This window comes from Mycolicibacterium pyrenivorans, assembly GCF_025821625.1.
Classification (GTDB): domain Bacteria; phylum Actinomycetota; class Actinomycetes; order Mycobacteriales; family Mycobacteriaceae; genus Mycobacterium; species Mycobacterium pyrenivorans.
Map to the genome: position 1 here is coordinate 76375 of NZ_JACKSH010000119.1, position 12392 is coordinate 88766.

Here is a 12392-nt window from a genome sequence, read left to right on the forward strand (position 1 = left end):
CCGGTTATTCGCCGGCGGCCTTGCGGACGACCTGGCCGGTCTCAGGATCCCACTTCACCGAGATCGAGTTGTCGCCTTCGTGGCCCATCAGCGTCGTGTAGGACTCCATCACCACCTCGCCGTCCGGCCGCGCGACGACGTTGCGGGTGGTGACGATGTCGGCGCCGAAGCGTTCGTCGACCGTCTCGATGTACATGGTCCCGGTGAGTTCGTCGCCGGCCTTGATCGGCTGATGGAACAGGAATTTCTGGTCGACCTGCACGATCTGCATCGTTTCCAGGCCGACGTCGACGTTCTGGAAGAAGTGGTTCTGGATCATCACCGCGAAGATCGACATGAAGGTCGGCGACGCGATGATTGCACTGTGCCCGAGCGCGGCGGCCGCGTCCTCGTCGTGGGACGCCGGGTCGGTGGCCTTGACGGCTTTCGCGTACTGCCGGACCTGCTCGCGGCCGACGACGTAGGTGTCGGGGTATTTCCAGACCATTCCCCGGATGTCTGTCTTCAAAGCCATATCAGCACCCGCTCACGCCAGCTTGGCGTTGGCGATCGCGCGACCGAAGATCTTCTTGCCGCCGGCGGTGGCACTGATGGCGATCACGATCGTCTTCGTCTCGGGATCGGCGGATTTCACGCGTCCGTTGAAGACGATCTCGGCGCCGGTGCCGTCGTTGGGCACCGGCACGACGGCCGTGAAACGCACGTTGTACTCGGTCACCGCGCCCGGATCGCCGACCCAGGACGTGACGTAGCCGCCACCGAGACCCATGGTGAGCATGCCGTGCGCGATGGCGGTGTCGAGGCCGACCTGCTTGGCGATCTCGTCGTCCCAGTGGATCGGGTTCAGGTCGCCGGACACCCCGGCGTAGTTCACAAGGTCACCCCTGGTCAGGGGGATGACCTTCTCGGGCAGCTGATCGCCGACCTTGACCGAACTGAACTCACGCAATGCCATTGCTGAAGCCACTCTCTCCGTCTTCTTCGCTACGCCCCGCCAGGGTGGTATAGCTCTCCTGGACGATGTCGCCGTCGCCGTTGGAGATGATGTTCTTGGTGGTGATGATGTCGGTGCCGTGGGCTTTGCGGATCGAATCGATGTACACGTCGCAGTACAGCGTGTCGCCGGCCTTGATCGGCTTCAGGTACTTCAGAATCTGGTCGACCTGCACGATCTGGGCGTCGGTGATGTTGATGTTGGCCGCGGCGAACATGGCCGACTGGGCCTGGTAACCGAACACCGAGATGAACGTCAACGGGGCCAGCAGTGCGTCGTGACCGAGTTCTACGGCGGCCTTCTCGTCGAAGAACGCCGGGTCGTCGTTCTTGACCGCGACGGCGTACTCGCGGATCTTCTCGCGGCCGACCACGTAGTGGTCGGGATAGCGGAAGTGCAACCCGACGAGACCGTCCAAGAAAGACACGAGTGTTGAACCTACCTAGTCCACCTCAGCAACCGGGAACCGACGGCGGCCCCGGCCCGGGTTGTCTCGCTCAGCGCGACTCTTTGTGGGCCTGGTGCTTGCCGCAGTTCGGGCAGAACTTCTTGATCTCGAGTCGGTCGGGATCGTTGCGACGGTTCTTCTTCGTGATGTAGTTGCGGTGCTTGCACACCTCGCACGCCAAAGTGATCTTCGGCCGAACGTCTGTACTGGACGCCACGTCAGGTGCCTCTTTCTCAAAACTCGGTCTTCTCGTACTGCGTGTAGCGGTGGGGGGGCTCGATCCCCCGACCTCACGATTATGAGTCGTGCGCTCTAACCAGCTGAGCTACACCGCCATGACGGCGTCGCCGGTAGCGCGCAAGCTCCTCGAAGTCGCTTCGCCCGCCCCGGTGTCCACCGAGCCCCCTAACGGAATCGAACCGTTGACCTTTTCCTTACCATGGAAACGCTCTACCGACTGAGCTAAGGGGGCGCTGCTGCCTTGCTTGGGTACTGAAGCCCACCGCGCAGCGATGGGCCTTAAAGAGGGTACATTCTCGGAGATTCAGTCGCCAAACCGCTGGTCACTGCGGACGCCGACGGACCCGGTCCGTCGAGAACGCCCGGGAGGGCCGGTTCGGCGGGCGTAGCGCGACCCTGAGCGCGGTGCCGGCGCCGGCCACTGCATACGCTGGCCGTCATGGCTGACTCGAACCGGCTCTACTTCAAGCAACTGCTGTCGGGGCGCGACTTCGCGGCAGGCGACATGATCGCCCAGCAGATGCGCAACTTCGCCTATCTGATCGGAGACCGGGAGACCGGCGACACCGTGGTGGTGGATCCCGCCTACGCGGCCGGCGACCTGGTGGACGCGCTGGAGGCCGACGGCCAGCATCTTTCCGGCGTGCTGGTCACCCACCACCACCCCGACCACGTCGGCGGTTCGATGATGGGGTTCGAGCTCAAGGGCCTGGCCGAGCTGCTGGAGCGGGTCAGCGTGCCGGTCCACGTCAACGCCCAGGAAGCGGACTGGGTTTCACGCATCACCGGGATCGCGCCCAGCGAGCTGACGGCGCACCAGCACGGCGACAAGGTCAGCGTCGGCGACATCGACATCGAGCTGCTGCACACGCCCGGTCACACCCCCGGCAGCCAGTGCTTCCTGCTCGACGGCCGACTCGTCGCCGGCGACACCCTGTTCCTCGACGGTTGCGGCCGAACCGACTTCCCCGGTGGTGACGCCGACGAGATGTTCCGCAGCCTGCAGGCGCTCGCCCAGCTGCCCGGCGATCCGACCGTCTTCCCGGGGCACTGGTATTCCACCGAACCGAGCGCGTCTCTGTCCGACGTCAAACGCACCAACTACGTCTACCGGGCGAGCAATCTGGACCAGTGGCGCATGCTGATGGGCGGCTGACCAGGCGGTCGCCGGCCACCGTGGCCGCCCGCTTCGGATTCCGAGCCGATCGGGTCCTGACGATGGTGAATACGGAGCCCGAGCCCGCAGAATCGTCAGCAAAACGAAGACACCCAGGCGTGATTCTGGCAAACTCATCTGTCAGCGCATTCCGCTCAGATCACGTCGGGGGTCTTCGTGAAGAACATCGCGCTGTGCTTCGACCACGTCGGTAACCGCACCACGTCGACGGGTTCCACGAACGTCGCGGCCCTGGCTGCGCTGCTGCCGACCGGTGACGAGCAGGTCGTCTGGTCGTCGGCCGACCTCACCGTCGAAGGCGTGAACCGCTTCGCCACCCGGCACCGCCGATCGGCGGCGGTCGACGTCGCCCGCGCCTCGGTGTCCCACGCCTACGAATTCCTCGTCGATCGGTGGGAGCCCGGCGACCGGCTGTATCTGTTCGGCGCGGGCCGTGGCGCTTTCTGCGCGCGGGCACTCACCCGCGTGCTCGGCACCGTGGGGGTGCTGCGCGGACCCGACGTCGCGGGGTGGACGGCCGCCGACTTCAGGGAGTACGTGCTGGGCACCTATGCGATGCCGCGCACCCACCGCAGCACGTCGGACTGGCAACGCGTGACCCGGTTGGCCGCACAGCTCTGCGGGCGCGGCGACCTCACCGTCGACGTCGAGTTCCTGGGCCTGTGGGACACCATCGCGGTACCGGGGCTGCCCCGGGCGGATACGCCCGACCCGCTTTCCAACGTCATCGCCGCCAGGCACGCCGTGGCGATCGACGGAGGCGTCGGACCGTACGGCGTGCAGCCCCTGCCGCCGAGCGCCGACGGTATCGAGGAGGTCTGGTTCCGGGGCGCGCACTGTGATGTCGCCGGCGGGCAGCACGCGTGCACGCCGTTGTCGGACATCGCGCTGGACTGGGTGCTCGACGGCGCGGTGAGGGCCGGTGCCGTGGTGGACCGGGATCGCGCCCCCGCCCCTGCCGCCGTCGACGCACTCGCGGGCAGCGCGCATCCGGTGTCGTTCCGCAAACTCCCGACCGACGCGGTCGTGCACGCCAGCGTGCAGAGCTATCTGCGCGCTCACCCGTCGTACTGGCGGCGCCTGCCCGCGCGGGTCGTCTGGGCCGACGCGGAATGGGGGGCCCGCTCCGAACGCCTGCTGTCCGCGCCGTCGGCGCCCGCGGTCGCACCGGCGCTTGCCGTCGCGTCCTGACCCGCCACCTGCCGGCCCGCGCCGATCCCGGCGGGTGGCGCAGGTCGCGGCGCTGTTAGGTTCGACCCGCCTGACCTCGGCCCGACGGGAGAATCATGACCAGCTCTGTTTCCTATGCAATCGCGGACTCCGTGGCCACCATCACGTTGGACGACGGCAAGGTGAACGTGCTGGGGCCCGCGATGCAGAGCGCGATCAACGAGGCGCTGGACCGGGCCGAGGCCGACGCCGCCAAAGCCGTGGTGCTCGCGGGGAACTCGCGGGTCTTCAGCGGCGGATTCGACCTGGCGGTGTTCCAGTCCGGGGATCCCGCCGCGGCGCTCGGGATGCTCGCGGGCGGCTTCGAGTTGTCGGTGCGGGTGTTGACGTTCCCGGTGCCGGTCATCATCGCGGCCACCGGGCCCGCCATCGCGATGGGGTCGTTCCTGTTGCTGTCGGCCGACCATCGGGTGGGGGCCCCCAAGTCACGCTGCCAGGCCATCGAGGTGGCCATCGGCATGACCATCCCGATCTCAGCCATCGAGATCATGCGGATGCGGCTGACCCCGGCGGCGTTTCACCGCGGGACCGCGCTTGCGGCGACGTTCGTCGGCGACGACGCCATCGCCGCGGGCTGGCTCGACGAGATCGTCGAGGCCGACGAGGTGCTCGGTCGCGCGCAGCAGGTCGCCCGGGAAGCGGCGACGACGCTGCACGCCGGTGCGCATCTCGCGACCAAACTCAAAGCACGCCAGTCCGCACTGGACGCCATCCGCGCCGGAATCGACGGCCTGGCAACTGAATTCACTCTCAGCTAGCTCGCGTCACCGCGGAATATCATTCCGGGTCGTGAAATCGGCTGCGACCACAACCGTGGCCTCACTCTGGCGTGACATCTATGGCTGACATGATGGTCGGGTGACGCACGTCCGAGGCCGGATCTGGCGCGATGGCAAACCGCAGGACGACTTCGATTTCTCGCTGATCTCGGACTGCCTGGCCGGCGAGGACACCCTCGTCTGGTGCGACATCTACGACCCCGACCACGCGATCCTCAAGGAGCTCGCCGAGGAACTGCACCTCAACTCGTGGGCGGTCGAGGACGCGCTGGCCGACGCCGAGCGCACCAAGGCCGTCGTCTACAAGACCCATACGTTCTTCACCGTGTATTCGGTGTCGGTCAAGACTCCCCCACCCGAGGACACCACGGAGTCGAGGCTCGACATCCACCGCATCTCCGCGTTCGTGCTGCCGCGCGGGTTGATCACCGTCCGGCTCTCGCCGCACGCCGACTTCGACTTCGACATCGATGAGGTGTCGCGGCGCTTCGACGAGCTCGGCGGTCAGGAGTACGGCGTCGGCTCGCTGGTTCACGGCCTGCTCGACGTCGTCGTCGACGGTCACTTCGACGCGGTGCAATGCCTCGACGACGGGATCGAGAGCCTCGAGGACGACCTGTTCGCCGAACATGTACCGCGTAAAGGTCTGCAGCGTAAGACTTTCCAGTATCGAAAAGATCTGGTCGCATTGCGGCGGGTGGTGCTGCCGATGCGCGAGGTGGTGACGGTGATCCAGCATCGCAGGCTGGACGCCAAGAACGGGACGGAGCTCGACCCCGGGTACGCCGACCTCTACGACCACGTGCTGAGGGTGTCGGAGTGGACGGAATCGCTCCGGGACATGATCACGACGGTGTTCGAGACCAACCTGTCGCTGCAGGACGCCCGGCTCAACATCGTGATGAAGAAGCTCACGGGTTGGGCCGCGATCATCGCCGTGCCGACCGCGATCACCGGCTTCTACGGCCAGAACGTCCTCTATCCGGGGATCGACACGGCGGGCGGCTTCGTCGTAAGCACGGCGATCATCGTGGTGTTGGTGCTCGTTCTGTACGTGATGTTCAAGAAGCGAGACTGGTTGTAGCATCCAGCGTTCCGACGATGCTCCCGGCGGCCTCGTACGTCGCGGAGAATCCGTCACGCCGCTCGGTCAGACTGCAGGAGTCGTACGGAGCACCCCAGCCGCGGTAGCGCAGCGCGAATCTTCCTATGGTGCAGGAGAACCCGGACACCTTGTCCCAGGACGACCGGTAGCCGGCAGCGGTGAGCCCGGCGACGAGGCCTTGCTGAGCGGCATCGCGCCAGTGCTCGGACACGACCGGCCGACCCGCGACGATGTTGCGCGCGAGCGTGATGTCGCCTGCGGCATAGATGTTGCGGATCGATGTGCGCATGTGCTCGTCGACGACGACCCGCCCGTCGCGGATCGTCAGCCCGGCGTCGGCGGCGAGCCTGATGTCGGGTCTGACCCCGGTCGCGGCGACGATGACCTCACCGTCGACCGTCTCGCCACTGGCCAGGACGACGCCAGTGGCCTCGACGGCGGCCGCGGCGCTCCCGCCGATGAAGCGGACTCCGGTATCGGAGAGCATCTTGGCAACGCGCTCGCCGACGTCGACCCCGAACCTGCGTTGCAGTGGCACGGTCTCGGGTGCGACGACGGTGGTCGCGACGCCGAGCCCGGCCAGGCAGGCAGCGGCCTCACACCCGATCAGGCCGGCGCCGATGACGACCGCGGTCCTGGCGTGTCGCGCGGCCATCTTGAGTGCCACCGCGTCGCCGAAGGACCGCAACGGCTGCGCGAGATCCCCGCCGGGCACGCTCAGCGGCACGGCGGCCGAACCGGATGCGATCACCAGATGCCAGAACGGGTAGTGGACGCCGCCCGCGGTGATGACCTCCTGGGCGTCGACGTCGATGCGTTCGACGGTGACTCCACGGATCAGATCGACGTCGTTGCGGTCGAACCAGCCGGCGCTGTGCAGGTCCAGGTTTTCCTGCCGACCGCACAGGTACTCCTTGCTCAGGGGCGGCTTGGCGTAGGGCAGCGCCGGGTCGGCCGACAGGATGCGTACGGGAATGTGGCGGTGTCTGCTGCGGAACGTCTCAGCCGCGCTCACACCCGCCGGACCACTGCCGATGGCGAGAAAACCCGGGCCCACCATGGTGTGTGGATACCACCCTGACGGGTCGTCGAACCTCGCCGCTCGCAACCGTCAGCAATCGGTCAGATCCGGCCCTTGCCTGCAACCGTTGAGCAGGGGCGATCTTGTGTGCAAACATCTGCCCATGGAGCCGAACGGGGACCCAGAAGCCCGCATCCGGGACCTCGAGCGTCCGCTCGCCGAGCAGGCCGCGGCCAACGAGTTGGGCACCCGGGACCACCAGGCCCTACCGTCGGCGGACGTGCCCGTTCCGCCGTATCCCTACGGCGCGCCCCCGCCGACGGCGCCGTACCCGTATCCGCAGTACGGGTCGCCGTACTATTCGCCGCCGCAGCGGGTCGTGCACAAGCGTGCGCAGCCGGCACTGTGGCTGATCCCGCTGGTCGTCATCGGCGTCGTCGTGGCCGGCATCATCGTTTTCGCGTACTTCAACGTCAACAGCACCACGGGGGTGTCGCCACGCCCCTCCCCCGGCATCTCCGGCGGCGGCGGGTCCGTCGACACCCCCAGCGTGGACATCCCAGACATCCCAGACATCCCCGGCATCCCCATCCCCGAGCTCCCGTTCGCCCCTGGCGACGAGGTCGTCACCGTCGGAGCAGGCGACACCCTGAGCTTCGGCGGGATCGAGCAGCGCAAGACCGTCATCTGTGACCAGGGCACCGTGAACATCAGCGGCATGACCAACACCGTCGAGATCCAGGGTGACTGTGCGGCCGTCTCCGTGTCGGGGATGGACAACGTCGTGACGGTGGAGTCGGCGGGAACCATCACCGCGTCCGGCTTCGACAACACGGTGACCTACCGCGCCGGCACACCGGAGATCTCGACGTCGGGCACCGGCAACGTCGTCGAGCAGGGTTGAGGACAGACCCGTGCGAGCCGTGACCGCCTGCGATCGCGCGGCAGGCGTCGACGGGTTGTCACTGGGCGAGATCGCGTACCCGCACGCGGCGGAGAACGACGTCGTCGTGCAAGTCTGCGCGGCCGGTTTCACCTCCGGCGAGCTCGACTGGCCCGGGACGTGGACCGATCGTAACGGTCACGACCGGGCTCTCTCGGTTCCTGGTCACGAAGTCTCCGGCGTGGTCGCCGAATTGGGTTACGGAACGACGGGGCTGACGGTGGGCCAGCGGGTGTTCGGCGTGACCGACTGGGCGCGCGACGGCACGCTCGCCGAATACGTTGCGGTGGAAGCACGCAACCTCGCTCCGCTGCCCGCAGGCATCGCGCACACCACCGCGGCGGCGCTACCGATCTCGGGGTTGACGGCGTGGCAGGCACTGTTCGACCATGGCGCGGTCAAGGCCGGTCAGACCGTACTCATCCACGGTGCGGCGGGCGGCGTCGGATCGATCGCGGTCCAGCTGGCCTGCGAAGCGGGTGCGCGCGTGATCGGGACGGGCCGGGCCCGCGACCGTGAACTCGTGCTCGAGTTGGGCGCCGAGCAGTTCGTCGATCCGCAGGACGGCCTTGAGGACATCGGCGCGGTCGACGTCGTGATCGACGTCCTGGGCGGCGAGAGCCAGCGCCGCTCTCTGGGGCTGCTGCGTCCAGGCGGCACGCTGGTCTCGCTCGCCGAGCCGCCGACCGCGCAACCCGAGCGCGGACGCGCGATCTTCTTCGTGGTCGAACCCGATCGACACCGGCTCGCCGATCTCGCCGAGCGGGTCCGTTCCGGTCGGCTTCGTGTGCTCGTCGGCGACGTGTTCGCCCTCGACGACGCCGTCTCGGCGTTCACCCACCGAGGTCGCGGCAAAGCCGTCGTCCAGGTGGGTGACCCGTCGCGTTGAGCTGGCCGGCAATCCCTGCGCGCCGAGCCCGACCCGGTGTCGGTAGCCGCGGCTATGGTCGGGCTGAGAGGGGGAAAGATGAGCGGACACACAGGGGCACCGAGACTCACGGGCCAGTTCTCGAAGGCGTTGGTCTATGCGGAACTCAAACACCACAACCAGGTGCGCACGACAGGCCCGTCCGGCGTCGTAGTCTGACCGCCGATGGCGCTGCACCTCCATCGTGCCGACCGCACCGACCTGCTCGCCGACGGCCTCGGCGGGCTGCTGGCCGCGCCGCTGCCCGATCCGTTCGCCGAGGAGCTGGTCCTGGTCTCCGCCCGCGGCATGGAGCGTTGGCTCAGCCAGCGGCTCTCCCACGTGCTGGGCCGCGGCACGGCCGACGAGCGCTCGCGCGAGGAGCCATCGACCGACGAGCGCTCGCGCGAGGAGCCATCGACCAGGAACGACGGGGTGTGCGCGGGTGTGACGTTCCGGCATCCGCAGTCGCTGATCGCCGAGCTCACCGGGACGGCGGGCGACGATCCGTGGTCGCCGGACGCGATGGTGTGGCCGCTGCTCGAGGTGATCGACGGCTGCCTCGACGAGCCGTGGTGCACCGCGCTGGCCACCCATCTCGGCCACTTCGAGGCCGGCGAGGAGAAGGAGCTGCGGCAGGGGCGACGCTACGCCGTCGCCCGTCGCCTGGCCGGCTTGTTCGCCTCCTACGCCCGGCAACGCCCGCAGTTGCTCGCCGACTGGCTCGAGGGCCGCACCGACGGCCTCGATCCGGACCTGCTCTGGCAGCCCGAGCTCTACCGCACCCTCGTGGACCGCGTCGACGCCGACCCGCCCCACGTCCGGCACGCCAAAACCGTTGCCCGCCTTGAGGAGTCGCCCACCGACCTGCCGCAGCGGCTGTCGCTGTTCGGCCATACCCGGCTGCCGCTCACCGAGATCGAACTGCTCCGAGCGCTGAGCTCTCACCACGATCTGCACCTGTGGCTGCCGCATCCCAGCGACGATCTGTGGCGCTCCCTTGCCGATGTCCGCGGCACCGTGGCGCGCCGCGACGACACCTCCCACCGCGACGTCGGGCACCCCCTGCTCGCCACGCTCGGTCGCGACCTGCGCGAACTGCAGCGCAGCCTGCCCGCGGACGCGCAGACCGACGAATGTCTGGGATCGGCCGATCGGCCCGAGACCCTCCTCGGCTGGCTGCAGTCCGACATCGCCGCCGATGACCTGCGTCCCGCGGGCCGGCACCCGTCGCCCGACGACCGCTCGATCCAGGTGCACAGCAGCCACGGCCCCGCCCGGCAGATCGACGTGCTGCGGGAGGTGCTGCTGGGCCTGCTGGCCGACGACCCCACCCTCGAACCGCGCGACATCCTCGTCATGTGCCCGGACATCGAGACCTACGCGCCGTTGATCGTCGCGGGCTTCGGGCTCGGCGACGTCGTCCACGGCGCGCACCCGGCGCATCGGCTGCGGGTCAAGCTCGCCGACCGCGCGCTCACCCAGACCAACGCGCTGTTGGGTGTGGCGGCGCAACTGCTGACCCTCGCCGGGGGCCGGGCGACGGCCAGCGAAGTACTCAACCTCGCCGAGGCCGAGCCGATCAGGGCCCGGTTCGGCTTCACCGACGACGACCTCGAGGCGATCGGCGACTGGGTGCGCGAAGCCAACATCCGCTGGGGTTTCGACTCCGCCCATCGCCACCCCTACGGTGTCGACTTCGTGCAGAACACCTGGCGGTTCGGCATCGACCGGGTGCTTGCCGGGGTGGCGATGTCCGACGACTCGCACGCCTGGCTGGGAACCACGCTGCCGCTCGACGATGTCGGCAGCAACCGGGTCGAGCTGGCCGGCCGGCTCGCCGAGTACGTCGAACGACTGCACATCGTCATCGAATCGCTCTCCGGCGCAAGGCCATTGAGTCTCTGGCTGGCCGCGCTCGCCGACGGCATCACGGCGCTGACCGACGTCCCGGACGCCGACGCGTGGCAGTCCGGACAGGTACAGCGCGAGTTCGGCGACGTGCTCGCCAACGCCGGGCCGCGGGCCGGGACCGTGCTGCGGCTGCCCGACGTCCGCGCACTTCTGGACCGCCACCTCGCCGGGCGGCCGACGCGCGCCAACTTCCGCACCGGCACCCTGACGGTCTGCACGATGGTGCCGATGCGCTCGGTGCCGCACCGGGTGGTATGCCTTGTCGGCCTGGACGACGGGGCCTTCCCCCGACTCGGCGCGGTGGACGGGGACGACGCCCTGGCCCGTGAGCCGATGACCGGCGAACGCGACATCCGTTCCGAGGACCGGCAATTGCTGCTCGACGCCGTCATGTCCGCCACCGAGAAGCTGGTGATCACCTACACCGGATCCAACGAATACTCCGGGCAGCGCAAGCCCCCCGCCGTGCCCCTGACCGAGCTTCTGGACACCCTCGACATCACCGCCGAGGGGAAGGTCCGCAGCCAGGTCCTGGTCGAACACCCGTTGCAGCCGTTCGATGTTCGCAACGTGACACCCGGCGCGCTCAACATGCCCGCGGGGCAACCCTTCACGTTCGATCCGACCGTGCTGACCTCCGCGCAGGTCGCCGCCGGACGGCGGGGCGAGCGTCCGGCACTGCTCGGCCGGCCGCTGCCTGCACCGCCGCCGGACGACGTCGCGCTCGACGACCTGATCGCCTTCTTCCGCGACCCGGTCAAAGGTTTCTTCCGCGCGCTGGACTACACGCTGCCGTGGGACGTCGACGCCGTCGAGGACGCGATGCCCGTCGAGATCGACGCACTGCAGGAGTGGAAGGTCGGCGACCGGATGCTCGACGACATGCAGCGGGGCATGCACCCCAGGGACGCGCAGCAGGCCGAGTGGCGACGCGGTTCGCTGCCGCCGGGCCAACTCGGTTGGCGCAAGGCGCAGGAGATCCGCGAGCAGGCCACCGGCCTGGCCGTCGCGGCGCACCGGCACCGAGGTCGACCCCCGCAGGCCTACGACGTCGACATCGACCTGGGTGACGGTCGGCGGGTCACCGGAACCGTGCCGCGCGTCCACGGTGACCGGCTCGTGGCGGTCACCTATTCGAAGCTCGACGGTCGGCATCTGCTGGAGTCGTGGATTCGACTGCTGGCGTTGACCGCCCGCCATCCCGACCGCCAGTGGCACGCGGTGGGCATCGGGCGCCCGAAGCGCAGCGGCCCGCCGAGGGAGCGGGTGCTCGGACCGCCGCGGGTGCCGGCCGTCGGGTTGCTCGCCGACCTGGTCGCGATCTACGACGCGGGCCGTCGCGAACCGATCCCGTTGCCCATCAAGACCTCGTACGTGTGGGCGGAGACCCGGCACACCCGCGGCTGGCCCGAGCGGCAGGCGGGCTACAAATGGGAGTCCGGCAGGTTCCCCGGCGAGAACGAGCAGCCCGCCCACGAGCGGGTGTGGGGCTACCGGTCGAAGCTCGACGTGCTGCTCGAACCGGTGCGCCCCGGTGAGGAATACGACGGTGAGACGACCCGCCTCGGTGCGTACGCCGCGCGCCTGTGGCTGCCGATGCTGCAGGCGGAAGAGGACGCCGACCGATGACCCGA

12 protein-coding genes and 2 tRNA genes are annotated in these 12392 nt (G+C 68.6%); 7 read left to right on the top strand and 7 right to left on the bottom strand.

Annotated elements, in window-relative coordinates:
• Positions 1 to 4: 4 nt before the first annotated feature.
• The 6 genes from hadC to H7I57_RS15025 form a co-directional block, all read right to left on the bottom strand.
• Positions 5 to 514, bottom strand: a complete 510-nt coding sequence (gene hadC, locus H7I57_RS15000; protein ID WP_264024349.1) for a (3R)-hydroxyacyl-ACP dehydratase subunit HadC — start codon at positions 512 to 514, stop codon at positions 5 to 7.
• A gap of 12 nt (positions 515 to 526) precedes the next feature.
• Positions 527 to 955 carry a (3R)-hydroxyacyl-ACP dehydratase subunit HadB gene (hadB, locus tag H7I57_RS15005; RefSeq protein ID WP_264024424.1) on the bottom strand — a complete coding sequence of 143 codons (429 nt, stop codon included), beginning with the start codon at positions 953 to 955 and terminating at the stop codon, positions 527 to 529.
• A complete protein-coding gene (gene hadA / locus H7I57_RS15010; RefSeq protein ID WP_264024350.1) occupies positions 942 to 1421 on the bottom strand; it encodes a (3R)-hydroxyacyl-ACP dehydratase subunit HadA in 480 nt (159 codons plus the stop codon). Before hadA ends, hadB begins: the two co-directional genes overlap by 14 nt.
• Before the next feature lie 70 nt (positions 1422 to 1491).
• On the bottom strand, positions 1492 to 1659 hold the full coding sequence (gene rpmG / locus H7I57_RS15015) for a 50S ribosomal protein L33 (protein ID WP_003929651.1): 168 nt from the start codon (positions 1657 to 1659) through the stop codon (positions 1492 to 1494).
• Positions 1660 to 1703: 44 nt separating this feature from the next.
• Positions 1704 to 1777 (bottom strand) — tRNA-Met (locus H7I57_RS15020).
• Positions 1778 to 1841: 64 nt separating this feature from the next.
• A tRNA-Thr gene (locus tag H7I57_RS15025) sits at positions 1842 to 1914 on the bottom strand.
• Between the two features lie 207 nt (positions 1915 to 2121).
• On the opposite strand from H7I57_RS15025, the gene H7I57_RS15030 reads away from it, so the two are divergent.
• The 4 genes from H7I57_RS15030 to H7I57_RS15045 all read left to right on the top strand — a co-directional run bounded on the left by H7I57_RS15030 (position 2122) and on the right by H7I57_RS15045 (position 5952).
• Positions 2122 to 2838 (top strand): MBL fold metallo-hydrolase, encoded by a 717-nt coding sequence (locus H7I57_RS15030; protein ID WP_264024351.1) that lies wholly within the window; start codon positions 2122 to 2124, stop codon positions 2836 to 2838.
• 177 nt (positions 2839 to 3015) lie between these two features.
• Positions 3016 to 4050 (top strand): phospholipase effector Tle1 domain-containing protein, encoded by a 1035-nt coding sequence (locus H7I57_RS15035; RefSeq protein ID WP_264024352.1) that lies wholly within the window; start codon positions 3016 to 3018, stop codon positions 4048 to 4050.
• Positions 4051 to 4145: 95 nt separating this feature from the next.
• Complete coding sequence (locus tag H7I57_RS15040) at positions 4146 to 4847, top strand: crotonase/enoyl-CoA hydratase family protein (protein ID WP_264024354.1); 702 nt, start codon at positions 4146 to 4148, stop codon at positions 4845 to 4847.
• 100 nt (positions 4848 to 4947) lie between these two features.
• Positions 4948 to 5952: a magnesium transporter CorA family protein gene (locus H7I57_RS15045; protein WP_264024355.1), complete on the top strand. Its 1005-nt coding sequence runs from the start codon at positions 4948 to 4950 to the stop codon at positions 5950 to 5952.
• Here the strand turns inward: H7I57_RS15045 and H7I57_RS15050 are convergent.
• Entirely contained in the window at positions 5930 to 7033 is a 1104-nt protein-coding gene (locus tag H7I57_RS15050; RefSeq protein WP_264024356.1) for an NAD(P)/FAD-dependent oxidoreductase, read from the bottom strand. The genes H7I57_RS15045 and H7I57_RS15050 overlap by 23 nt on opposite strands.
• A gap of 124 nt (positions 7034 to 7157) precedes the next feature.
• Between H7I57_RS15050 and H7I57_RS15055 the strand changes: the two genes are divergently transcribed.
• The 3 genes from H7I57_RS15055 (at position 7158) to recC (ending at position 12387) form a co-directional block, all read left to right on the top strand.
• A complete protein-coding gene (locus H7I57_RS15055) occupies positions 7158 to 7898 on the top strand; it encodes a DUF3060 domain-containing protein (protein ID WP_264024358.1) in 741 nt (246 codons plus the stop codon).
• 10 nt (positions 7899 to 7908) lie between these two features.
• Positions 7909 to 8826: an NADP-dependent oxidoreductase gene (locus tag H7I57_RS15060; RefSeq protein ID WP_264024360.1), complete on the top strand. Its 918-nt coding sequence runs from the start codon at positions 7909 to 7911 to the stop codon at positions 8824 to 8826.
• Between the two features lie 204 nt (positions 8827 to 9030).
• Positions 9031 to 12387, top strand: a complete 3357-nt coding sequence (recC, locus tag H7I57_RS15065; protein WP_264024361.1) for an exodeoxyribonuclease V subunit gamma — start codon at positions 9031 to 9033, stop codon at positions 12385 to 12387.
• Positions 12388 to 12392: the final 5 nt, after the last annotated feature.